We start from the raw sequence: 23,728 nt of genomic DNA, 5'->3' as shown, positions 1-23,728 counted from the left end.
TCAAAAATGATTAAACTAATTGCAGTAGATATGGATGGTACTTTTTTAAATCGTCATTTAGAATATGACCGTCAGCGTTTTCGAGAACTATATAAAATAATGAAAGAAAATGATATTAAATTTGTCGTTGCCAGTGGGAATCAGTATTATCAGTTAAAATCTTTTTTTGAAGATTACCAAGATGAACTGATCTATGTTGCTGAAAATGGAGCATTGGTCATCGATCGGCAGGAGGTTTTGTTTTCAGCTGATATTCCAAAGGAAGAAGTACATCAGATTTTAAATATTCTTGAACGTTATCCAGAGATTGAAAAGATCCTATGCGGATTAAACAGTGCTTATATCTCAAATAAAGTACCCGATGAATTTTATAAACTCATGCAGCTGTATCTGCATCGTTTAGATAAAGTAGCGGATTTTTATAGTGTAGATGACCAGTTTTTGAAATTTGCCTTGACCTGTCCGCCGGAAAAAACATATCCACTGACAGATGCTTTAAAAAAAGAAATGAGTGGAAAAATTACGCCGGTTACAAGTGGACATGGCTATATTGATTTGATTGTGCCAAGCTATCATAAAGCCAGCGGTATTCAGCGAATCTGTGAACGATATGATATTTTACCGGAGGAATGCATGGCATTTGGTGATGGAGATAATGATATCGAGATGTTAAAGCTATGTTTTTACAGCTATGCTATGAAAAACGGAAGTGATGGTGTTAAAGCAGCTGCCCGCTATGAAACTTTGTCGAATGAAGAAAGTGGAGTGATTAAAACCATTGAAAAGCATTTTAAAGAAATGAATTTAATTTAGTATATCCATGGTAATCTATTTAAATGGGGCATATAATAATAGAGTTAGAGGTGTAATATGAAAAAAAGAAAATCATTTTGGCTGAACGCAGCAATCCTTTTTTATATTGCTGGTTTAGCTTATTCCGTTTATTATAATTTAAATGGTCATACGGAACTCTGGTTAGTTCCTGTATCTTGTCTTGTACCGTTTATTGTCCCAATCGTATTTAAACTCCTACATATTCGACTGACAGAAAGAATCATGATTTTAAATTTATTATTTTGTTTCTTTGCCGCTATTGTAGGCAGTACTTTAGGAGGCTATAATCAGCCTTATTACGATAAGATCGTTCATTTTGGAAGTGGATTATTGCTGACGATGGCAGGCTATATCCTGTTTTGTGTTCTAAAAAAAATACGCCGTGTTGAAAATAAGGAAGATACTTATGTCATGCTGATCTTTATTAATGCATTTAATTTAGCGATAGCGGTACTTTGGGAATTTTACGAATATTCGATGTTGGTCTTTTTCAATTATGACTGTATCAACCACTATTCTTCGGGAATTCATGACAGTATGACCGATATGCTTTGTGCCTGTGTCGGCGGCTTGCTGATTACATTAGGAATTTATCATTCTTACCACCGTCATAAACCCAATTTTTTAACGAAAATTTATGAAGAGCTGTTTGATGCGAACGAAAAGGTTTGAGTTTCTCAAATCTTTTTCTTTTTGCATATAATCGACATCTTTATACATACTATCATTGAGGTGATAAAAATGGATGAAACAAAATACAACAAAATTGCCGATAGCTGTAAACCAAAAAGCAGTATTGTAAAAAACTGCATTAATGCGTTTGTTTTTGGTGGCGTCATTGCAGTGATCGGTCAATTCTTATTAGAGTTTTATATGGAGCTTCTGAATGTCGGACAAGAAAAAGCATCTGCACCGATGATCATTACAATCGTGTTTATTACATGTTTATTGACCGGATTTGGTGTGTTTGATAAGATTGCTAAACATGCAGGGGCAGGAACGTTTATTCCAATCACAGGGTTCGCAAATGCGATGAGCAGTGCTGCTTTAGAAAGCAAGAGCGAGGGATTAATTCAAGGGATCGGTTCTAATATCTTTAAATATGGCGGCAGCGTCATTACATATGGAATTGTATCTTCATTTATTTTCGGGGTGATTCGTTATGTCTTCAAAATCTAGTACCCATTTTTTCCATAACGTCTATGTTCAAAGTACCGGAACCTGTGCCGGACCGATGGAACATACCGGACCGTTAGGAAGTTATTTTGATGTTTACTTCGATGATTTGTATTGTCACCAGAAGACCTTTGAAAAAGGGGAAAGAGAAATGCAGAAAGTTGCAATCAACAGCTGTCTGCAAAAAGCAAAGAAAAAACCAGACGATATTGATTTGATTTTAGGCGGTGACCTTACTAATCAGATCACGGCTACGTCATATACAGCGGCGAAATATCCTGTACCTTACATCGGAATCTACGGAGCCTGTTCTTCTTCATGCTTAAGTATGGGAGTCAGCAGCATGCTGATCGAATCCAACTATTTTTCTTCTGTTTTAGCGTTTGTTTCTTCACACAATGCGACCGCAGAACGTCAGTATCGCTATCCGCTTGAATACGGTATCCAGAAACCCGAAACAACAACTTATACGGCTACTGGGGCGGGAGCAATCTTATTATCTAACCAGCCGTCAGATATTCGTATTGAAGCAGTTACCTTTGGAAAAGTTATTGATTTTAAGCAAACGAATGTCAATGATATGGGGCGTGCCATGGCACCAGCAGCTTACGATACCTTAAAACAGCATTTTACAGATACCAATCGTGACTTTAACAGCTATGATTTGATTGTGACCGGAGATTTATCGGATTACGGTAAAAAGATTTTAACCAAGATGTTTGAAGAAGATAATATGGAAGTCAATCATTACAATGACTGTGGAACTTTGCTTTATGATATAGAAAAGCAGGATGTCTTTTTAGGCGGAAGCGGCTGTGCCTGCAGTGCCTTAGTTACATATGGTTATATTATGGATCAGTTAAGACAAAAGAAATGGAAAAAAGTATTGATTGTCGCTACCGGAGCCTTAATGTCCCCGATTACGATCATGCAGAAGGAAAGTGTTCCTTCAATTGCACATGCAATTAGTTTGGAGGTGTGTGACTAATGGATTATGTACTCGCTTTTGTGTTTTGTGGTGCCATCTGTGTCATCGCCCAGCTGATTTATGAACTTACATCATGGACACCGGGACATATTACCAGCTTATTTGTTTGTATTGGTTCGTTCTTGGATTTATTTCATATTTATGATCGCTTAATCGGTATTTTCCATGCCGGAGCGATGCTTCCGATAACCAGCTTCGGACATTCCTTGATGCATGGAGCTTTAGAAAAAGTATCTGAATATGGTTTGCTTGGATTGACCATGGGAATGTTTGATCTTACAGCAGCTGGGATTACAACAGCCATCTTATTTGGCTTTATTGTCGCCATTATCTTTAAACCACGTTCATGAATCAATCCTACGATTATTCTAAGCGAATCATTCAATCAGGAAAGCATGTTTATACTATTGAATTTATTACCAGTCTCGTTAGTGATGATCAGATCACGATGCTTTGTGCTGGAATAGAGTTAATTAAAGATCCAAAAGATTTAGATGGAAATCTTTTTAACGGCAGTGTCAAAAAAGTAACGGATTTAAGCACTTTGGATCTTGCCTTGTTATCCGGCAATGCCGTTATTGAAGTAGAACAGCAATACTATGTATTAGAAGTAAGAAAATACCCCAGCCGTTCAATCAACGAACCGGAAACGGAAAAAAGCGTGCGAGGAGCAAAAGACGGATTTGTTGAACAGTTATTAACGAATACCGGACTGATTCGCCGCCGTATCCGCAATCCGTCCCTAACCTTTGAAATCATCACGATTGGCTCTTTGGCACCGATCGATGTATGTTTATGTTATATAGATGAAATATGTGACCCTGAAATCAAAGCAGATATTCAGGAACGTTTAAAAAATGTATCGACTAAAGATTTAGTAATGTCGGATCGAGCTTTAGAAGAACTGCTTATTCATCAGGTATATAATCCTTATCCGTTAGTTCGTTATAGTGAAAGACCGGATATCGTTTCTACCCATTTGACAAAAGGAAATTTTGCGATTATTACAGATACGTCCGCTTCGGTCATGATGCTGCCGACGTCTTTATCTGAGATTTTAGAGCATGTGGAAGAACATCGCCAAGTGCCGATTATCGGAACCATGATTCGCTTAGTCCGTTTATTGGCAGTGTTTCTTTCTGTCTATTTGGTTCCCTTTTGGCTGCTTACACTGATGAATGGAAATAAAGGAATCTTCCTGTTTGCAGGAGTCAATGATTTGGAATTCAATCATTTATTAATGCAGTTATTTGTGGTGGAAATTGCCATCGAGCTCCTGCGTATTGCGACCATTCATACCCCGACCGGACTCTCCAGTGCGATGGGGATCATCGCTGCGGTGCTGTTAGGTGAAATGGCGATCGATATGGGGCTGTTTATACCTGAAATTCTCTTATACAGTGCCATCAGCAATGTCGGCGGCTTTGCTACCCCGAACTATGAACTCTCACTAGCTAACAAATATATTAAGTTAGGGATGATCCTTGCTATTTGGATATTCCATAATGTTGGCTTTGTCTTATATAACTTTATATTAATTCTCTACCTGATGCATCTGCACATTTTTGGCTATGACTATCTTTATCCTTTTGTTCCTTTCGATCCTAAGAAAGTACTGTACTTTTTTATACGTAAACCAAAATCAAGCAAAGCGAAGTGATACTCATTTCGCTTTTTATTATGTAGTTTTTTAAATAGAAATATGATAAAATCATAAATTAGAGGTGGAATATGGAAGAATATCGTGTATCTCTTGATCAATTTGTCGGACCGTTAGATCTTTTACTGCATTTGATCAAAGAAAAAGAAATGGATTTAGAAAACTTAGAGCTTTCAAAGATAACCGATCAATACTTAGATTATCTGCATCAGTATCAGGCAGTCAATCTTGAAGTAGCAAGTGAGTATTTAGTCATGGCGAGTTCTTTGATCGAATTAAAAAGTAAAATGCTGCTGCCGATTGAGGTGGTTAAGATCAACGAAGATTATGAAGAAGATCCTCGTGAAGCACTTATTAAGCGTTTGATCGAATATAAAAAATATAAGGATGTTGTTGAGAATTTTAAGGAACATTATGAATCTCGTCAACAGTTTTATATTAAGTCAAGCAGTTCGATGGATGAATATGCCATTGATACAGCCAATCTGATTCCTGATAATTTACAGATTTATGATTTGATGAAAGCGATGCAGAAAATGTATCAGCGTAAGATCTTGTCTTCTCCATTGATCACATCTGTCGGTAAGAAAGAAATATCGATCGATGACCGTTGTGATGAAATCCGCCATTATTTTAAAAAACACCGAAAAGTTAATTTTGAAGAATTATTTGATCATCCTACTCGTCATTATTTTGTCGTTACTTTTTTGGCGATTCTGACTTTAGCGAATAAAAAGGAATTAGCTATCACACAGGAAAAGCAGTTTGATCAGATATTTTTGGAGGCTATAGAATGAATGTAAATACATATAGAGCGGTCATTGAAGGTGTATTGTTTTTAGTTGGTGATGAAGGCTGCGGCGTAAAAGAAATGGCAGCGATTTTAGAATTGTCAGTAAAAGAAACAGAAGCCATGATGCAAGATATGATGGAACAATTTGAAGCAGATGAACAAAAAGGATTGATGATCGTCTATTTAGGTGGTAAATATAAATTAGCGACTAAAACACAGTTTAAGCCCTATTTTGAAAAGATGGTCAGTCAAGCAGAAGCCAGTCTGTCTAATGCGGCTTTGGAAACATTGGCAATCATTGCCTATAATCAACCGGTAACAAGGACCAAGATAGAAGAAATCCGCGGAGTCAGCAGTGATGCAATGGTCAGGAAACTGCAAGCAAAAGCACTCATTAAAGAAGTCGGGCGTGAAGATACGCCGGGGAAACCTATTTTGTATGGGGTCAGCGAAGAATTTATGGATGCCTTTAATCTTGCTTCATTAGATGAATTGCCGGATTTGCAGAATATTGCTCAAACCAGCATGGAAGAAGATCTGTTCGACGCTAAATATCGCGAAGAAGATGATAAAGCAGACGAATCAGCGGGATAGCCGAGAGGTTATCCTTTTTCTATATAATTTTTATTTTAATTTATGATTATTTGATGTAGAATAGAGGTATCATGATAGTAGGAGGATATGAAATGGCAGAATTAACACCAAAGAAAACAAAAGTAATTTGTACAATCGGTCCCGCTTCTTCAACAGAAGATACATTGACTGCAATGGTAAAAGCCGGAATGAATTGTATGCGTCTTAACTTTTCACATGGGACTCATCCGGATCATTTGGAAAAGATTCATATGATGAGAAAGATCAATGACAGCTTAGGAACCAATGTCGCTATTTTATTAGATACAAAAGGTCCAGAAATCCGTACAGGAGATTTTGAAAACGGACAGATTGAAATCGTTAAAGGTGACCAAGTCGTTGTGTGCTATGAAGATGTATTAGGGAATAAGGATCGTTTCTCTATTACGTATAAAAACCTTTATATGGATGTGAAAGCGGGGGATCACATCTTAGTAAATGACGGACAAATGGATTTATTAGTCGACAGCATTAAAGACCGTGATATCTATTGTACTTGTTTAAATGATGGAATCTTAAAAAATAAACGAGGAATCAATGTTCCTGGAATTAAATTAGGATTTGATTACTTATCAGAAAAGGATATCTCAGATATTATCTTCGGCTGTGAAAATAAAGTGGATTTCATTGCTGCTTCATTTGTTCGCCGCGCTCAAGACGTTTTAGATGTCAGAAGACTATTAGTGGAACATGACTGTCCGGAAATTCAGATCATTGCCAAGATTGAAAATCAAGAAGGGGTCGAAAATATGGATGAGATCCTTGAAGTGGTTGATGGTATCATGGTAGCCCGAGGGGACTTAGGGGTAGAAATTCCAGGTGATTTAGTTCCGGTCGTTCAGAAAAAATTAATTAAGAAATGCAATGCGGTGGGAAAAATTGTTATTACCGCCACACAAATGTTAGAAAGCATGCAGCAAAACCCAAGACCGACACGTGCAGAAGTATCGGATGTCGCTAATGCGATTCATGATGGAACTGACTGTATCATGCTGTCAGGGGAATCTGCTTCTGGGAAATATCCGGTGGAAGCAGTTGCGATGATGGCACAAATTGCACGCACAACAGAAGATAATTTAGATTATGGTCATTTACATCGCCGTGCTTTGCGTACAGCACCTGCTGATAAGTCAGAAGCGATCTGCTTATCTGTAGCGGAATTAGCCATGCAGTTTGATGTGAAGGCGATCATTGCTTTTACAAAATCAGGATTCACAGCACGTAAAATGTCACGCTATCGTCCGGAATGTCAGTTGATTGCAGCGACACCGGATTTAGATGCGATGCAGAAGCTTGCCTTAAACTGGGGGGTTATTCCAGCTAGCTGTAAATCTATGAAAAGCAGTGAAGCCATGCTGAACTTAGCAGAAGTGATTGCGAAAGAAAATGGCGTTAAATCCGGAGAAACAATCATTGTGACCGGAGGAACACCGGGCATCAGTGGAGCAACCAATTTCCTACATTTAATCGAAGTAAAATAAGTCACCGATGGTGGCTTATTTTTTCTTCTTCCTGATGATTTAATTTTAATGCACAAAAGATAAACAACAATAAAATAAAGATACTGATTCCTAAAAATAAATAGATCCAAATCATTAAAAACACCTCAATTTATGTATTGGCAGAGTTTTGTTAAATATACGTTAAGTTTATGTTACGTATATTTATTTCGGTATTTATTTGTGTTAAAGTTGTGTTATGAGGTGGAATTAATGAAAATAACGGATATTTTTACTTTGTTAGGCGGACTTGCCTTGTTCCTTTATGGAATGCATATGATGTCTAGTGGTTTAGAGATCGCAGCCGGAAATAAAATGAAATCGATCTTAGAAAAATTGACTTCTAATCGCTTTTTAGGTGTCGGTGTGGGAGCCTTGATTACGGCGATCATTCAGTCTTCATCAGCAACGACAGTTATGGTTGTAGGTTTTGTGAACGCCGGACTAATGACTTTGAAAAATGCGGTATGGGTGATCATGGGAGCCAATATCGGAACTACGATTACCGGACAGCTGATTGCACTGGATATTACTGCGATTGCACCATTAATTGCATTTGGCGGGGTTGCCCTAGTCACTTTTGTGAAAAATAAAAAAGCAGATGCTTTTGGACAGATCATTGCCGGACTTGGAATTTTATTTATGGGGATGGAGCTGATGACCAATGCGATGTCACCATTAAGAGAATCCCAACAGTTTATCAGTATGATTTCAAACTTTCAAAATCCATTGATTGGAATTGCAGTAGGGGCATTGTTTACAGCGGTGATTCAATCTTCGAGTGCATCTGTCGGAATTCTTCAGGCATTGGCATTAAGTGGCATTATTACTTTGCCAAACGCTATTTTCGTATTATTTGGACAAAACATCGGAACCTGTATTACAGCGGTTATTGCTTCTATCGGAACCAACCGCAACGCTAAGCGCACGACACTGATCCATCTATCCTTTAATATTATCGGAACGATTATCTTTGTGTTGATTAGTATGTTAACACCGTTTGCCAGCTTTATGGCATCCATCACACCAGGCAATGTTCCGGCACAGATTGCCAATGTACATACGGTTTTCAATATTGTAACCACAGTTCTCCTGCTGCCATTTGGGTATAAGCTTGTTAATCTGACATATAAGATTTTACCTGAAAAAGCAGGAATGGAAGATAAGATGGAAACTAAATTCTTGGATTATAAAGTATTTAATAATGATTTCCATATTGGAACCAGCGCTATTATTATTACTCAGCTGTTTAAAGAGATAGAAAATATGCTGACCTATGTCACAGCCAATGTAAAGCGCTCTTTTGATCTGATTGAGAAATTTGATGAAAAAACATATAAAAAATTATTAGAAGATGAAGAATATATCGATTATTTAAATAAAGAAATCATTACCTATACGACCAACGCTATCTCTATTGAATTTCCTGTTGAGGAAAGTAAAACGATTGGGTTATTCTTGAAGGCAGCGGGAGATTTAGAAAGAATCGGTGACCATGCGGTTAATATTTCCAGCCGTTCATTGAGGCTGTACAGCAATAATGAACATTTCTCTTCTGAGGCAATTGAAGAAATTCATCAGATGTGTGAATTAACAGCAAAGCTGCTTGAAGAACTGAATGTTAAAGATCGTAAAGAACTGATCGGCATTATTGAAAAAGTAGATGTTTATGAAAATAAAATTGATGATGCCAACAAGCAATTTTCAATGAATCAGTTGATCCGTTTAAAAGACAAGAAGTGTACACCGGAACATAGTGCTTTCTATACGGAAACATTAACGGATTTTGAAAGAATCGGTGATCATGGATTGAACATTGCGATTAGCTTTAATGAGATTATCGATCATTTAACCTTACTGAATGGGGATACAGAATAAACTGTGTCCTTTTCTTTTGCAATATTATATAATATCAAAAAGGAGGATTAAGATGGGAACACTATTATATAAAACAAAGTTAATTCGTGGCAAAAGAAATTTGATTACGGATGTTCCGGGCGTAAAAGTAGGGCATATCACATTGTCTGATCATAATATTCAGACCGGTGTAACAGTGATTCTGCCACGTACAGATAATATTTTTCAAAATAAATATGTTGGGGCTTTTCAGGTTATCAATGGGTTTGGCAAGAGTATGGGATTGGTTCAGCTTGATGAATTGGGGACATTAGAAAGTCCGATTGCTTTAACGAATACGCTCAGTGTTGGGACAGTTGCACAGGCAGTAGTAAAATGGATGCTGAAAGATAATGAAGATATTGGGACAACCACCGGAACCATTAATGTTGTTGTGGGTGAATGCAATGATGGCTATCTGAACGATATTCGCGGCTGTCATATAAAAGAGGAGCATGTTTTTGAGGCTTTTCAAAATGCTGATGAACACTTTGAAGAAGGAGCAGTAGGAGCAGGACGCGGCATGACTTGCTTTGGGGCAAAAGGCGGTATTGGATCAGCTTCGCGTATCATTACAATTGATCATAAAGGCTATCATGTCGGTAGTTTAGTATTAACTAATTTTGGGTTAAAAAAGGATTTTACTTATCATGATTTAAAGTCAGAGGATATTGAAGAGATAGAAAAAGGATCAATCATGATGGTTCTTGCTACCGATGTTCCTTTAGATGCACGACAATTAAAACGTGTCTGCCGTCGCATGCCGATTGCGTTAGGACGTTTAGGCTCTTATATGGGAAATGGCAGCGGAGATATAGCCATCGCTTTTTCGACTGCTAATACGATTCCTCATTATGCCAATGAGGAAATTCTGAATGTTAAAACACTGCATGAAAGTAAAATAGATAAAGTTTTTCGGGCAGCTATAGATGCATGTGAGGAAGCCATCTTTTCATCTTTAGTTCATGGTGAGACCGTTATAGGAAGAAATGGCAATACAACGCTTTGTCTAAAAGAAATGTTAGCTAATCAAGAAAAAGAATGATATCGTTCATTCTTTTTTTACTAGATGAAACAACATAGGTGTAGTAAAGTAAAGATATAGGGAGGAAAAATGATGAAAACGAGCAAAGAATTTTATAATGTATGCAAAGTAAAAGAAGGCGTTTATCATATTGGCAGTACAGAAGGCGTATTTATGGATTTATTTGTGGGAAGCAATCAGGCATTATTATGGGATACCGGCTATGGTTTTGGTAATCTTCGTCACACTGTCGAAGCACTTACAGATAAACCGTTGATTGTAGTCAACAGCCATGGACATTTAGATCATGCCTGCGGTAATTTTCAGTTTAGTGACCGCCCGGTTTATATGCATTTAAAAGACAAGAAATCTTATGAATATTTTAACAGTGAAAGTGCTAGAAGAGACAATATAGAACGGATGAAAGATACTAAAGATGCTTTACCGAGTGACTTTGATGAAGAATACTATATTCATGCCCCAATAATACCGATATTACCGATAAAAGAAGATGATCAGTTTGATTTAGGCGGTATTACCTTAACCGTAAAAGAAGTGCCGGGACATACTGCCGGAAGCATTGGATTAATCTATGAAGAAGAACACTGGTTTTATGCCGGTGATGCGATGAATCCATTTGTTTGGTTGTTTCTGCCGGATGCACTTTCTTTATCGATTTATTTAAAATCCCTTGAAAAAGCAAAGACATTTAACTGTAATCAATTATGTATCAGTCATCATCAAGAGCCATTAGATTATACGATCTTGGAAAGCTTTATTCGTTGTGCTAAAGAACTGGACTATACTTCGGGAATTCCCTTTGAAAATACTCTGTTTCCTCAATATAAAGCCCGTATCTGTCCGCTTAAAGGAGCTGACCAGACGCTTATCGGTCAGCCGGAATGCCCAGCTATTGTCATTAGCGAAGATCGATTACAAGAGAAAAAATCATGATTAAACCAAAACGATTAAAACCCAAAGATAAAGTAGCGATGGTCAGTCTGTCATGGGGTGGTATTGGAGATAAAGAATTTATTCATAAATATAATATCGCTAAAAAAAGAATAAAAGATGAGTTGGATCTTGAACTGATTCCAATGCCTCATGCCCTAAAAGGTACAGAATATATTATGAAACATCCCAAAAAACGAGCAGAGGATTTAATGATGGCTTTTTTAGATGATGATATTTCGGCTATCTTTTGTGCTATTGGCGGGGATGATACCATTCGCTTGCTTCCCTATATTGATTTTCAAGTTATCAAAGATCACCCTAAAATATTTATGGGATATTCAGATAGTACGATAAATCATTTTATGATGTATAAAGTCGGATTGATTTCTTTTTATGGTCCTTCTATCATGTGTGAATTTGGAGAATATACCAAGATGTTTGACTATACATTAGAAGCTGTGCGAAAAATTTTATTTCAGGATATCACGGGATATGCCATTCCTTCAAGTCCTCTTTGGAGCAAAGATTCTGTTGAATGTAAAGAAGAAAATCAGCATACACTAAAAAAGCTGATTCTAGATCAGCATGGTTATGAAATTCTGCAGGGAAGGCAGACAGTCACGGGGCATCTGTTAGGAGGCTGCCTTGATGTTTTTATGATGGTTGTTGGGACTCCCATCTGGCCTGACTTATCACAATGGAAGGACGCTATTTTATTCTTTGAAACCAGTGAGGAAAAGCCATCTCCGGAATTTGTAACGTATACCTTGCGTAATCTGGCAGCTCAGGGAATACTGCGGGTTATTAAGGGAATAGTGGTCGGAAAGCCACAGAGTGAAACCTATTATGAAGAATATAAAGAAGTCATCATGCAAGTTGTGCTTCAAGAAAAACAGCTTGAAGATTTAGTTATCTTCTATAATATAAATATTGGACATGCCATGCCAATTGGTATCTTGCCTTATGGTGTAACATGTGAGCTTGATCCAATAAAGAAAACAATTACCTTGTTAGAAGAAGCGACTATTCAGTAATTATTTTCAATTTTGTAAAATAGGAGGGCGAATCTTGTAATTGTAAAGGGTTTCCTTTAGAATATATCTAAAGGAGACTTTTTATGGAAATAGGAACAAAAGGGCAATATGGATTAGAAGCACTTGTGTATATGGCAAGCTGTCCTGAAAATACACAATTTTCAATTAATACAATCGCAACACAAAGAAATATTTCAGAAAAGTATTTGGAACAGATATTCTCCTTACTTAAAAAGGGCGGGATCATTCAAAGCAGCCGAGGAAAATATGGCGGATATCATTTTTTGATAGCACCTAAAGATTTGACCGTACTAGAAGTCTTAGAATGTTTGACAGGAAGCTTGGAACCGGTAAAATGTATTCAGTCGGTTCAATGCAAGCGAGAAGCTATTTGTAAAAGCAAGCCAGTATGGGAAAAAATGTATGATCATATGAAATTGGTGTTAGAAGATGTAACGATTCAGTCTTTAGCGGATGAATATAGGAGACAGTTATGAGATTATCAACAAAAGTACGATATGGATTGCGTTCGCTGATTGCTTTGGCACAGGAAAAAGGAGAGCTGCTTTCGATCAGTGTTATTGCCAGCGAACAAGAACTTTCACAAAATTATTTAGAAAATATTTTTGCGGAATTAAAAAAAGCCGGCATTATTGAGAGTGTTAAAGGTGCAAAAGGTGGTTATCGCTTGATAGTGGATCCAAATGAAATCAGCATTGTTGATATTATGGAGATGCTGGATCACGAAATTCATGTTGGCGGCAATAAAAAACATGATGTGCTAAATGACATCATAAATCAATGTGTATATGAGCGTTTGGATAAAGAGCTTTATACTTATTTAAAATCAATCACTTTAGCTCAGATTGCTGAAGAGGATATTGAAAATATCAGCTTGTTTTAATGAGGGAGAAAATAGCTGGATAAGAAAATTGCTTTTTTTGATATTGACGGGACAATGGTGAATGTTCCTAATGGAATGATGCATCCCAGCAGTGAAACGATGCGAGTTTTAAATGAGTTTAAAAGGCAGGGAAACTATATTGTGGTTGCGACCGCACGAGGAAGTGCACCCGGAAGTGTGCAGGACATTGATTTTGACGGCTATATCTTCAATGATGGACACTATATTCTTTTTGATAAAGAGGTATGGCTGGATGATATTTTTTCGAAGGAAGATATCGCTAAGCAAATGGCGGCTTATAAAAAACATGGCGGAAAAAGTACATTTTGTGGACATGTTCAGACTTGGTGTGAATATTTAGACAATCCGATGGTGATTGATCATCGGGAAATGTTTTCCGGAACACGTGCACGACCAATGGATCAGATTGAAAAATTCACAGCGGAGGATGTAGAAGCGATATCTTGCTGTGTATTGTTTGAAACGACTGAACAGTTGGAAGCCTGCTATAATGAGTTGAAAGAAGATTTCACAATGGTTCCTTATTATACGGGACTAATTCGCATGGATGTTTATAAAAAGGGGTTTACTAAAGGACCTGCTTGTCAATATATGTATGAAAAATTAGGCATTCCTAGAGAAAATACTTATGCTTTTGGTGATGGGATTAATGATAAAGAGATGCTTCAGCTTGTCGGTCACGGTATTGCAATGGGTAATGGATTAGATGAAATCAAAGCTGTTGCTGATGATATTACGGACACTGTCGATGAGGATGGTATTGCAAAAGCGTTTAAAAAATACTTTAATATTTAAAAATATCCCCGTTTTATTGAACGGGGATTGTTTTTATTCTAATGTGTAATTCTTTTCTATCGGTCTTACAAAACTATAGACAACCGCACAGATGATACCTTTTAAAAAATTGAATGGAAAATAAATAATAAAGATCGCCTGTGCATATGGAGATAAAAAGTTAAGTAATGACGGTATTGAAATGTTGGAACCATATTGCTTATTAAATGCCATGATATCGACATTAAAAGGCAGTTGTGTATACCAGATAGGCTTATTCATCAGATACGTAGGTGTAACAAATAAGTAATTAATGATATACATAATAAAAGCAAATGTCAGCATGGTTAGAAACATATTCACTGCATAGTTCACCCATGGCTTTTTAAAATGCAATACCTTTTTTAATAGGTAATACATCATGCAAATACTCAAGCTGGCAATCAACGAGGTGATCTGCCCGATCGCTATTGGTCCCACAGGACCTTTAAATAAAACAGACGCTAAAAATTTACAGATACAAACAAAGACGGCTGGAATCACTCCCATTGTTGAAACGGCTGACAGTACCACAATCTCTGAAAGATCAAAGTTCAGCCACGGAGCAAACGGATAGGGAATCTCAATTAAATTGAGGATCATTCCTAATGCGGATAAGATCGCAATCATCACCATTTTTCTTGTTTTAGTACTTTTCACAAATATTCCTCCCTTATATATAAAAAATATCGTGAAAATACTAATCTTCACGATAAAAGGGCATTTTATAATACAAAAAAATGTCTCTCTTCCATCTAGACTGTACTATCGGTATTGGAATTGCACCAATTCATGCTGTTAAACAGCTCGCGGACTTTACCGCCGGTCGGGAATTTCACCCTGCCCTGAAGACGTTCTTTTCATATATAGTGTATGTCAATTTCTTTTTCTTGTCAATCCCTTTGCCTACTATTTTTATAATATGAATTATGATATGATAAAATAAAGAAAGGGGTTACAAAAAGGAGGGGAGAGCGATGATTAAATTAAATCCGGTCTATTTATTTGATAAAGATGGATTATCGGAGTATTTGCATCAGCAGGCATTAGACGAAAATCATATTACATATGTTACCTCTGATTTTTTGGTATTTAAAAAGGGAGAGCCAAAAGATATCTATTTTACCGTGTTATTATCGGACGATCGGCCAATCGAGAAAGTGAAAAGAGAAGCTGTATCTTCTTCTTATGAATATAAAATCTATCCCTATAATAAAGATGAAGAATTTTCTATCGAATTGTGCAAACAGTCACGCTTATCAAAATATATTTGCATCACCCCATTAGCCAATATAATATTTAGCTTGCTGCTCATTTCTACCATTAACCGATCAATGAATAATTTTATTTTGGGTAACAGCGGACGTTTATTTAGTGTAATAACATTTCCAATTTGTGTGGGTGTTTTTATCTTTTATTGTTTTTGGCTATGGCGAAAAAAGAAAGCTGTAGCAGCGGCAAAGAAAAATCATGAATATCTTTTTAAAAGCAAATGGGATTATATAGGTAAGCTTCTTGCGATCATTGTGATTTTTATCAGTTGTTTTATTGCTTTAGGCTTCAGCAATATTAGTTTACTTATAATAGTACTCTATCTCTTATTTCACTTTATCTTATCCGATGTTACTTTACCTATCTTTATTACAATCATGCTGCTTTATATCTTTATATTTATTCCTACAGATTCAAGGAATGATCAAAGCTTTTTATTGAAGGAATATTTACCATCCACTTCAAGTGTATCTATGTATAATTGTGATCGAACCTTATTTGTATCAAAATATGAGAATTTAGTGGCATGGGATTATACTACAAGTCACAACGTAACCATCATGTACGACTATTATCATGTGACTTCTTCTTGGACCTTGAATAAGCTAGAGGAGTATCTCTTTATTCATCAGAGAAATCCTATCCAACTAGATACATATGAATCGCTTAGCGATGATGCCTTTGAGCGGGCTTATATCAAAACAGTAGAAGGAGAAGTTCAGCTTTATTATTTTCAATCCGGCGATCACATCTTAATTTTAACGAATCATTCACCGAACACAACTGAACAAGTCATTCGTTTCGCTAAAATGAAACTGAATATAGGAGGGTGACAATATGATTGTATTAAATCGTTTTCGCCGTTTTGATACGGTAGGCTTATCACGCTATTTAAGTGATGAAGCTAAATTAGGGCATCATATTCGTTATGTTTCACGACTATTTTTAATCTTTAAAAATGAACAGCCAAAGAACTGTTATTATGTTGTCTTACCTAGACCGATGAAATTAAAGGGAGATATTGACGGGAAACAGCTGAGAACCTCTGTCGAGTATGTCATCTATGAAACTAAAGCACCGCCCAATGCGGATAGTGTTAAATTAGATAAAGAATCTTATTCAATGAACTGGTGGCTGTTTTTGTTTATGATCATCATTCCAATTTTAGCGTCGGGATCTTATCGTTTTGAACTGGCAAACAGTGCCTATGTTTTAGGCAGGATCGGAACACTCATTTTATTAATCCTATCATGTATCCTTTATATCTATTATGAACATGAAAAAAAGAAAAAGAGATCCTCTAAAACGGAGATTAGAAAAACAAGCAAGGTGATTCCGATTTTGGATTATATTGGGCTTTTCGTTTTGTTCTTATCTTTTTCTCTTCTTGTTTTTGGTATCAGCTATCGGGTTATTTTATTCCTAATAGCGGCGATCTTCTTCCTTTTTATTCCAATTCAAGAATATGTTTTTTGGTGTTTATTTGCTTCTATTACGATGTGGGGAATAGTGATACTTCCTCCAACCACTGTTGACAGGGTTTATGAAGAAAATTATTTTCCAATTCAAATAACGAATGAAGATATCAAGCGAGATCAAACTGGCTTTGTGCCTGAATATGAAGAGTATTATGCCAGTCAAAAAATTGAAGATGCATGGAAATCAGTTCACTATATCTATTATCGCACAAGCGGCGATTATGCTTTTAACCGATTAAAAAGTTTTGTAAGATATAGCCCTGAGAATTTTAGAGATATTGAGATTGAGGGATTTGATCGTGTAATGGTAAAAGAAAAAATAGACTATCAAAAAATAGAGGTAGAAGGCGGTGAAGTGGTTTATCAAAAAGAAACAGAAATCATCGAATATTATTTTGAAAGTAATCATCAAATATTAATTATCTATCCTATAGAAGGTGGAAATATCATCGGTTTTGCTAAGGCGAAGATGAAAATATAAAAAGAGAGGGGTTATTTTCCTCTCTTTTGTCTAAAGTTTTTGTTTTTTTCTTTGGCCTCTTCCGCTAATCGTCTTAAATCTTTGACTTCCTGAGGCTTTAAAATACGATATTCTCCGGGAGTCATTCCTTTTAGGTTGATCCCGCCACAGGCAGCACGATGTAAACGAATCAGATCGTGTCCAACCGCTTCAAACATACGGCGAACCTGACGATTCTTACCTTCGACCAAGCGAATTAACATACGTGTGTTTTTATGCTCCATATTTTTAGCTGTCACCTTTATTTTACATGGCAGTGTTTTGGCACCATCTAAATAGATTCCTTTTTCTAATTGATGAAGCGTTTCACCTGTTACGATGCCACGTACAGTAATATCGTATACTTTTTCTAAATGACTGCTCGGATGCATGATTAAATTTGCAAAATCACCATCGTTTGTCATGAACAATAAACCGGTAGAATCATAATCCAAACGACCAACAGGATATACACGTTCTTCAATTTCATTGAATAAGTCAACGACACATGGACGTCCTAATTCATCACTTGCTGAAGAGATCATTCCTTTTGGTTTGTATAAAACATAATAAACTTTATTTTCAAATTCGATGGTTTTTCCGTCAATTTGGATCACATCGCCTTTTTTCACTTTTGTACCCATTTCTGTGACGGTTTCACCATTAACTGTCACTTTTCCTTTTGCGATAAGTTCTTCTGCTTTTCTTCTAGAAGAATATCCGCTTTTGGCAATGACTTTTTGTAATCTTTCCATTTTTATCACCCAAATGCATTATACAGGAAAACGGTTAAGATTAAAAGAAAATAATTGTCATGATAAAAGCGAAGAGGATTGCAAGCGCATCTAAAAACAGTCCTAGGCCTACTGCTTTGCTGTCATTTTTGATTCCTAATGAGCCTAGATATAAGCTGGCGACATAAAGGGTAGTGTCTGTAGAAGACTGAATAAAGGTGGCTACCATACTAAAGAAATGGTTTAATCCATACTGCTGATAGATCTGATCCAACAACAATAAAGAACCACTGGAAGAAAAAGGTCTTAAAAACATCATAGATAATAATTCGCTCGATACATTTTTAAAGAGTGGGATTTGACAGATCGTTTGTACAAGTCCGGTTTTAATCATCATATTAATAAAAAACATCAATGCCAGCAGAGCGGTAAAGAGTGGAATAAAAAGCGTAAATCCTTCTTTAGCTCCTTCAACAAATAAATCAAAGCAGTTTGCTTTTTTATAGGTCCCATAGATAACTATAAAAGCAATAAAAATAAGAATGATTTTATTCACGGTATTTATAGTTAATAATCAGTAAGCCGATGGATAAGGCAAGCAGACTGATCATAATAGTATAAGGAATAAAATCGGCACTATGGGTAGTATCGTAAGTTTGTCTTAAGGCAACTACGGTTGAAGGAAAGAAAGATAATCCGGTAGTATTAAGGATAAAGAGAGTCATCATCGCTTTAGACAGGCGATCCGGAGTCGCTTCTTTAAGCAGGCGCATCGCTTTTAATCCGCTGATAGTTGCAACACTTCCCAATCCAAAAAGATTACTTAATAGATGTACACTGATATATCCCATTGTTTCTTGATTAACCCCTTTAAATAAATGTTTTAAAATAGGCTGAATTAAATGAGATACTTTCTCTAATAAGCCGCATCCATTAGCCATATTCAATATACCATTAAAAAAGCAAGCATTTAAAGTGAGTTTAAGCGCCATGTTGAGGGCATCGTTTGGTACTTCGAAAAGTAAGGCAAACAAGGTGTTTTCTTGATGCGTTAACAAACCATAACCGATACAGATGACAATGCAGACTGACCAAATCTTATTCATAGATCAAACGCTTGAATACTTCATAAATCTTATCGAGCAATGGTGAGCGTAGGTATTCATAAGAATAGGAACCGACTAATTTTGAATTGGCATACAGATCAATTTTATCTTGCTGAACGGTATAAGAAACTTTCACTTCCTCATCTTTTTTAGCCGGAAATGTCAATTGTTCATCTAAGGTAAACTTATAATGATCAATAATATGGGTTCCTTTGTTAAAAAGAAGGATTTCATCATAACAGTTAAAATAGGTTTCAAAGAGATTTTCCTGCAGTCCAAAGTCATCTCCGCAGTTAAAGGTTACACAAACGAGTGTGATGCCGTCTTTTCTAGCGGCATTGACCAATGTACGCTTCGCTTTTTTAGTGTAGCCGGTCTTTCCTCCAAGACAGTATTCATAATTAGCCAGCAGTTTGTTTTTGTTAGTCCAGCTGCCATTGCGGTCCAATCGACGATATGTCTGGGTACCTACGATTTTAGCGAAAATGGGATTATTGATGCAGTAGGACATTAATAGTGCCATATCATAGACACTGGATATATTTCCGTCATCCTCCTCATCTAAACCACTGGGATTATTGAAATGCGTATTGTCCATTCCAATTTCTCTTGCTTTTTGATTCATCATTTCTACAAACTGATCTACGCCTTGACCAACATGATCGGCAATGGCTAAGGCAGCATCATTTCCCGAACGAAGCAATAAAGCATACAATAAATCCTGCATGGTGATAGTATCGCCAATATGTATATAGACGGCACTACCGTATGCTTTGGAAATGGATTCATTTAAGACGATCTCTTGGGAGAGTTCACAGTTTTCTATGGCTACGATTGCAGTCATGATCTTCGAAATACTTGCCACACTTTGTGTCTGATGGATCTCTTTACCTTCTAAAACCTGCAAGGTATCGGCATTCATCACAATATAATTCTTTGCATAATACTCTGTGGCGTTGACAGGGGTTATGCAAAAACAAAAAATAAGGCAGAAACTTAAAAGTCTTTTCATTTTATCACCCTTACACTATATGATTTAATCATTTATTTCATACCACTGACATCTGGTGTCTTTATGATGAGCTATCTTTTATTTTCTTTTTATTATATAATGAAAACAGAATGAATACTAAAGTCATAGGGTGGGAAAAGATGAAATTATTAAAACTATGTATGTCGGTATTATTGATGATAGCCTGTATTGGCTGTGGAGTAAATGGTATTGATAAACTCGAATTTCTTGTTAAAGGGACAATGAAAGATGAAGACTATATAATAAAAAAAGATGAACTTTATGCTAAAGTAATGTTTTATGCACAGAACGCAGAATTTGAAGAACTGAGTTTAATTGTTGAAAATGCGAATGATCAGACAGTGATTATGAAAAAGACTGTGTTAAAGACAGATTTGAGTGATGAAACTGTATGTGAAGTGAGTATGGAATATAATAATGGACTAGCTTATCTGTCGATAGGAATTGATGGTGAGTACGAAAGAATAGAGATTGGAGCAAAATGGGATAATGTGTTTGTGGAATGCTATCATGTTTCACAAAAGGAAAGTGCTTCACTTTATACCATGCAGTTTTTAGAATATAAAGGATATGCTGCAGAAACAGTGGATTTATTCGCTATTAAAAAGCTTCCTTCAGATAAGGAATACATAGTAAAATTAGCAGTAGCTTAGTTAAATAATCAAAAGCATATCATGAAGATATGTCTTTTTTTCGAGATTTAAAAATGATGTAAAATTAAATTGTCACTAGATATAAAAAGTGCTAAGATATAGACACTGTAAGGGGAGGGGGAAATTTATGAAACAAAAACAACCAGGCTTAAATGGGATTACGGAGGGGATTATTTGGAAACAATTGCTTTTCTTTTTCTTTCCTATATTAGTGGGAACTTTTTTTCAGCAATTATATAACACAATCGATGCGATTATTGTTGGTCAATATGTGGGAAAAGAGGCCTTAGCCGCTGTTGGATCAACGGGGAACTTGATCAATTTATTAGTAGGATTTTTTGTCGGACTATCTTCGGGGGCAACGGTTATTATTGCGCAGTTGTTTGGGGCGAAGGATAACGAGGGTGTTTCTAAAGCCGTGCATACTTCGATTGCCTTATCGATCGTTGGCGGAGCCATCATTATGGTGGTCGGAATCATATTTGCACCCAGCTGTTTAAAGGCAATGGGAGTGCCCAGCGATATCATGCACTATGCAGTCGAATATACCCGTATTTATTTTATTGGGATGATTGCTTCTTTAATTTATAATATGGGATCAGGAATCCTACGTGCGATTGGCGACTCAAAACGTCCGTTATATTTCCTGATTATCAGTTGTATCGTCAATATTATACTCGATGCATTGTTTGTCATTGTATTTAAGATGGAGGTTGTCGGGGTTGGAGTGGCAACTGTTATTTCACAGATTGTCAGTGCCCTGTTAACTTTAGCTGTCTTGATGAGAACGAGTCAGGCTTATAAAGTATATTGGCGTAAAATTGGCTTTCACAAAGAAGTTTTGCATAAGATTGTTCGAATTGGACTTCCGGCAGGAGTGCAGTCGATGATGTATTCAATCTCAAATATTATCATTCAGTCTAATATTAATGCTTTTGGGACGGATACGATGGCAGCTTGGACCACTTATGGAAAAATTGATTCGCTGTTTTGGATGGCGATGGGGGCCTTTGGGGTATCGATCACTACATTTGTGGGACAGAACTTTGGGGCAAAGAAATTTGACCGTGTTAAAAAGAGTGTCGTTGTCTGTTTGAAAATGGCAATGGGAGTATCCATCGCTTTAAGTGTGATCCTCTTCTTTTTTGGCGGAACATTCAGTCAGTTATTTACCAACGATGCTGCAGTTATCAATAAAAGCAGTGAAATCATTCGCTTTTTAACGCCATTCTATTTTACTTATGTCTGTGTTGAGATATTATCCGGTGCAATCAGAGGAACCGGCGAATCATTGAAGCCAATGATTTTAACCTGCTTAGGTATTTGTGTTTTACGTGTAGCTTGGATTCTTGTAATTGTACCGATATTCCCAAGTTTCACAATGGTCACCGTCAGTTATCCGGTAACTTGGGCAGCAACTTCGATATTGTTCATCATCTATTATGTTCAAGGAAGCTGGCTTAAAAAACATATTGAAAAAGAGAACGAAGTTACAGAGTAGACCATGTCAATGACATGGTTTTTTTCTAACATAAAAAGCTGTGATAAAGATCAGGTTCTCTCTATCACAGCTTTTTAATAGGCTAAATTATTATATAAAAAAACCATTGATTGCTCAATGGTTTTGAATATCCATTATTCTACTTCGATAGCAGATACAGGGCAAGCTTCAGCAGCTTCTTTCACTGAACCTTCTAAATCAGCAGGGATTTCAGTGTCATTTCCTAAAATGTTTTCTGCCAATCCGTCTCCGTTTAAATCGAATACTTCAGGACATACTGCTGTACATGCACCGCAACCGATACAAGTTTCGTTTACTTTAGTTTTTGCCATTATAATAAACCTCCTTTATATATAAACCATTATAAACCAGTTCCTATGAAAATTAAAGTTTTTTTTATAATATTATCATTTAATAATTAAAGTATGCTATAATGGAAACGGTGGTGAAGGACATGGAAAAAAGTTCAAGAGTGAATAAATATCGTAGTTTAAGAGAGTCTTTGAAAGAGGATGCAACCTTGCCAAAACAGGACATTCAAGAACCCAGCGATGAAATAGATGATACTAAAATTCCAACATTGAGAGAATATCGTATGAAACAATTCATTCAGGAAGTGAAAGATTACGAAGGTGATCAGGAAAATGAATTGGATGGAGTAAAATCCGAGTTAGAAAGTAAAGAAATTGAAGAAGCAATCGGCAGAGTCAGAATGACTTCAGGTAAAGGGCAACAATATAATACTCGTTTAGATATTTTAAATCATATTCAATCCGGTGCGATCAAAAAGGTGGATAAGACACCGATCGTAGTTCCTTTGGTTGAAGAGGATGAACCTGCAGAAGAAGTGCTGTTAGAACCGGTGAAGGAGACAGTAGAAGAAAAAGCAGAAGAACCTGTTGTGGCTGAACCTACTCCTGTAGAGCCAGTGAAACATTTTAAAATTTTCTTTGAGGATGAAGACGAAGAAGAGGAAGATACAAAAGAAGTTGAACCTGCTTTTGAAGAAGAAGAGGAAAAAGTAGAAAAACGTTCTTTATTTAAACGTCATAAGGTGTTTGAAGAAGATGAGAGCGATGAAATAGAAGATGAAGAGGAACTAGAGGGCGAAGAAGAAGGATCAAGTGTCACCATGAAAGTGCTGACAGGGATGATCGTGGTATTAAGTATCTGTCTGGTAGCCTTATTAGGGTATATTATTAAATTGTTTTTATTTTAACTAA

27 protein-coding genes and 1 riboswitch are annotated in these 23,728 nt (G+C 36.5%); of the genes, 21 read left to right on the top strand and 6 right to left on the bottom strand.

Going from position 1 to position 23,728, the window contains the following annotated elements:
• The first annotated feature begins 6 nt into the window (after positions 1-6).
• The 16 genes from ACLRVU_RS13085 (at position 7) to ACLRVU_RS13010 (ending at position 14,211) form a co-directional block, all read left to right on the top strand.
• Entirely contained in the window at positions 7-813 is an 807-nt protein-coding gene (locus ACLRVU_RS13085; RefSeq protein WP_412892185.1) for a Cof-type HAD-IIB family hydrolase, read from the top strand.
• Positions 814-870: 57 nt separating this feature from the next.
• Positions 871-1,506 carry a DUF2238 domain-containing protein gene (locus tag ACLRVU_RS13080; protein WP_412892184.1) on the top strand — a complete coding sequence of 212 codons (636 nt, stop codon included), beginning with the start codon at positions 871-873 and terminating at the stop codon, positions 1,504-1,506.
• 69 nt (positions 1,507-1,575) lie between these two features.
• Positions 1,576-2,013 carry a stage V sporulation protein AC gene (gene spoVAC / locus ACLRVU_RS13075; RefSeq protein ID WP_412892183.1) on the top strand — a complete coding sequence of 146 codons (438 nt, stop codon included), beginning with the start codon at positions 1,576-1,578 and terminating at the stop codon, positions 2,011-2,013.
• On the top strand, positions 1,997-2,998 hold the full coding sequence (gene spoVAD / locus ACLRVU_RS13070; RefSeq protein WP_147553316.1) for a stage V sporulation protein AD: 1,002 nt from the start codon (positions 1,997-1,999) through the stop codon (positions 2,996-2,998). Before spoVAC ends, spoVAD begins: the two co-directional genes overlap by 17 nt.
• The gene (spoVAE, locus tag ACLRVU_RS13065; protein WP_412892182.1) at positions 2,998-3,348 is read left to right on the top strand and encodes a stage V sporulation protein AE; all 351 of its coding nucleotides are present in this window, start codon (positions 2,998-3,000) and stop codon (positions 3,346-3,348) included. The genes spoVAD and spoVAE overlap by 1 nt, the downstream gene beginning before the upstream one ends.
• The gene (locus ACLRVU_RS13060; protein ID WP_147553312.1) at positions 3,345-4,658 is read left to right on the top strand and encodes a spore germination protein; all 1,314 of its coding nucleotides are present in this window, start codon (positions 3,345-3,347) and stop codon (positions 4,656-4,658) included. Before spoVAE ends, ACLRVU_RS13060 begins: the two co-directional genes overlap by 4 nt.
• Positions 4,659-4,729: 71 nt before the next feature.
• Complete coding sequence (locus tag ACLRVU_RS13055; protein WP_412892181.1) at positions 4,730-5,455, top strand: segregation/condensation protein A; 726 nt, start codon at positions 4,730-4,732, stop codon at positions 5,453-5,455.
• On the top strand, positions 5,452-6,045 hold the full coding sequence (scpB, locus tag ACLRVU_RS13050; RefSeq protein ID WP_412892180.1) for an SMC-Scp complex subunit ScpB: 594 nt from the start codon (positions 5,452-5,454) through the stop codon (positions 6,043-6,045). Before ACLRVU_RS13055 ends, scpB begins: the two co-directional genes overlap by 4 nt.
• A 92-nt stretch (positions 6,046-6,137) precedes the next feature.
• Entirely contained in the window at positions 6,138-7,565 is a 1,428-nt protein-coding gene (gene pyk, locus ACLRVU_RS13045) for a pyruvate kinase (RefSeq protein ID WP_412892179.1), read from the top strand.
• A 231-nt stretch (positions 7,566-7,796) separates the two neighbouring features.
• Positions 7,797-9,461 (top strand): Na/Pi cotransporter family protein, encoded by a 1,665-nt coding sequence (locus tag ACLRVU_RS13040; RefSeq protein WP_412892178.1) that lies wholly within the window; start codon positions 7,797-7,799, stop codon positions 9,459-9,461.
• A 52-nt stretch (positions 9,462-9,513) separates the two neighbouring features.
• Positions 9,514-10,524, top strand: a complete 1,011-nt coding sequence (locus ACLRVU_RS13035; protein ID WP_412892177.1) for a P1 family peptidase — start codon at positions 9,514-9,516, stop codon at positions 10,522-10,524.
• A gap of 72 nt (positions 10,525-10,596) precedes the next feature.
• Entirely contained in the window at positions 10,597-11,457 is an 861-nt protein-coding gene (locus ACLRVU_RS13030) for an MBL fold metallo-hydrolase (RefSeq protein WP_412892176.1), read from the top strand.
• Entirely contained in the window at positions 11,454-12,491 is a 1,038-nt protein-coding gene (locus tag ACLRVU_RS13025; RefSeq protein WP_412892175.1) for a S66 peptidase family protein, read from the top strand. Before ACLRVU_RS13030 ends, ACLRVU_RS13025 begins: the two co-directional genes overlap by 4 nt.
• A gap of 83 nt (positions 12,492-12,574) precedes the next feature.
• Positions 12,575-12,988 (top strand): RrF2 family transcriptional regulator, encoded by a 414-nt coding sequence (locus ACLRVU_RS13020; RefSeq protein ID WP_412892174.1) that lies wholly within the window; start codon positions 12,575-12,577, stop codon positions 12,986-12,988.
• Positions 12,985-13,395 (top strand): RrF2 family transcriptional regulator, encoded by a 411-nt coding sequence (locus ACLRVU_RS13015; RefSeq protein ID WP_412892173.1) that lies wholly within the window; start codon positions 12,985-12,987, stop codon positions 13,393-13,395. The genes ACLRVU_RS13020 and ACLRVU_RS13015 overlap by 4 nt, the downstream gene beginning before the upstream one ends.
• 15 nt (positions 13,396-13,410) lie before the next feature.
• Entirely contained in the window at positions 13,411-14,211 is an 801-nt protein-coding gene (locus tag ACLRVU_RS13010; RefSeq protein ID WP_412892198.1) for an HAD-IIB family hydrolase, read from the top strand.
• 33 nt (positions 14,212-14,244) lie between these two features.
• Here ACLRVU_RS13010 and ACLRVU_RS13005 read toward each other — a convergent pair whose 3' ends face one another.
• The gene (locus ACLRVU_RS13005) at positions 14,245-14,889 is read right to left on the bottom strand and encodes an ECF transporter S component (RefSeq protein ID WP_412892172.1); all 645 of its coding nucleotides are present in this window, start codon (positions 14,887-14,889) and stop codon (positions 14,245-14,247) included.
• 78 nt (positions 14,890-14,967) lie between these two features.
• A riboswitch (FMN riboswitch) is annotated at positions 14,968-15,086 on the bottom strand.
• Between the two features lie 120 nt (positions 15,087-15,206).
• Between ACLRVU_RS13005 and ACLRVU_RS13000 the strand changes: the two genes are divergently transcribed.
• Positions 15,207-16,334, top strand: coding sequence for a hypothetical protein (locus ACLRVU_RS13000; RefSeq protein ID WP_412892171.1), 1,128 nt, complete (start codon positions 15,207-15,209; stop codon positions 16,332-16,334).
• A gap of 4 nt (positions 16,335-16,338) precedes the next feature.
• Positions 16,339-17,460, top strand: a complete 1,122-nt coding sequence (locus tag ACLRVU_RS12995) for a hypothetical protein (protein WP_412892170.1) — start codon at positions 16,339-16,341, stop codon at positions 17,458-17,460.
• 11 nt (positions 17,461-17,471) lie between these two features.
• Here ACLRVU_RS12995 and ACLRVU_RS12990 read toward each other — a convergent pair whose 3' ends face one another.
• Genes ACLRVU_RS12990 through ACLRVU_RS12975 form a run of 4 tightly spaced genes read right to left on the bottom strand, consistent with a single transcriptional unit; the run spans position 17,472 to position 20,330 of the window.
• Positions 17,472-18,233 (bottom strand): pseudouridine synthase, encoded by a 762-nt coding sequence (locus ACLRVU_RS12990; RefSeq protein WP_147553280.1) that lies wholly within the window; start codon positions 18,231-18,233, stop codon positions 17,472-17,474.
• A gap of 40 nt (positions 18,234-18,273) precedes the next feature.
• Positions 18,274-18,768: a hypothetical protein gene (locus ACLRVU_RS12985; protein ID WP_147553277.1), complete on the bottom strand. Its 495-nt coding sequence runs from the start codon at positions 18,766-18,768 to the stop codon at positions 18,274-18,276.
• Positions 18,761-19,318, bottom strand: coding sequence for a hypothetical protein (locus ACLRVU_RS12980; protein WP_147553274.1), 558 nt, complete (start codon positions 19,316-19,318; stop codon positions 18,761-18,763). Before ACLRVU_RS12980 ends, ACLRVU_RS12985 begins: the two co-directional genes overlap by 8 nt.
• On the bottom strand, positions 19,311-20,330 hold the full coding sequence (locus tag ACLRVU_RS12975; RefSeq protein ID WP_147553272.1) for a D-alanyl-D-alanine carboxypeptidase family protein: 1,020 nt from the start codon (positions 20,328-20,330) through the stop codon (positions 19,311-19,313). Before ACLRVU_RS12975 ends, ACLRVU_RS12980 begins: the two co-directional genes overlap by 8 nt.
• A 140-nt stretch (positions 20,331-20,470) precedes the next feature.
• On the opposite strand from ACLRVU_RS12975, the gene ACLRVU_RS12970 reads away from it, so the two are divergent.
• Positions 20,471-21,004, top strand: coding sequence for a hypothetical protein (locus ACLRVU_RS12970; RefSeq protein WP_412892169.1), 534 nt, complete (start codon positions 20,471-20,473; stop codon positions 21,002-21,004).
• A gap of 127 nt (positions 21,005-21,131) precedes the next feature.
• Positions 21,132-22,505, top strand: a complete 1,374-nt coding sequence (locus tag ACLRVU_RS12965) for an MATE family efflux transporter (protein ID WP_412892168.1) — start codon at positions 21,132-21,134, stop codon at positions 22,503-22,505.
• 134 nt (positions 22,506-22,639) lie between these two features.
• Here ACLRVU_RS12965 and ACLRVU_RS12960 read toward each other — a convergent pair whose 3' ends face one another.
• Positions 22,640-22,837 (bottom strand): ferredoxin, encoded by a 198-nt coding sequence (locus tag ACLRVU_RS12960; protein ID WP_147553261.1) that lies wholly within the window; start codon positions 22,835-22,837, stop codon positions 22,640-22,642.
• 122 nt (positions 22,838-22,959) lie between these two features.
• On the opposite strand from ACLRVU_RS12960, the gene ACLRVU_RS12955 reads away from it, so the two are divergent.
• On the top strand, positions 22,960-23,724 hold the full coding sequence (locus ACLRVU_RS12955) for a hypothetical protein (RefSeq protein WP_412892167.1): 765 nt from the start codon (positions 22,960-22,962) through the stop codon (positions 23,722-23,724).
• Positions 23,725-23,728 lie beyond the last annotated feature (4 nt).

This window comes from Beduini sp. (genome assembly GCF_047239305.1).
Classification (GTDB): domain Bacteria; phylum Bacillota_I; class Bacilli_A; order Erysipelotrichales; family Coprobacillaceae; genus Beduini.
The sequence above is the reverse complement of the archived record's forward strand: the minus strand, read 5'-3'. Positions and strand labels throughout refer to the sequence as shown.